Here is a 236-nt window from a genome sequence, read left to right as displayed (position 1 = left end):
ACCCGCGTAGGCGAGCCCCAGCAGCGGCCACAGCGACGGGATGCCCGCGCTCAGCTTCGCGACCTGGTCGACATCCATGCTCGGGAAGAGCAGAGGGCGTTGGCGAGCAGATCCGGCTGGGCGAACAGGACGCGGCCCACTCCGCTGAGGCCGAGGACGTTGCCGAGCACCCAGGTGAGCCCGAGCATGCCGAGCAGGAGCCCGGCGATCACGAGCACCACGACGAGGACCAGCCA

The 236-nt window shown here is 70.3% G+C and carries 1 pseudogene; it reads right to left on the bottom strand.

From position 1 onward, the window contains the following. Positions 1–50: 50 nt before the first annotated feature. A pseudogene (locus BN358_RS26475) lies at positions 51–236 on the bottom strand (hypothetical protein); the annotation flags it as partial.

The sequence above is a fragment of the Sedimentibacter sp. B4 genome (genome assembly GCF_000309315.1).
GTDB lineage: Bacteria > Bacillota > Clostridia > Tissierellales > Sedimentibacteraceae > Sedimentibacter > Sedimentibacter saalensis.
This window is presented reverse-complemented; position numbering and strand designations above follow the sequence as displayed.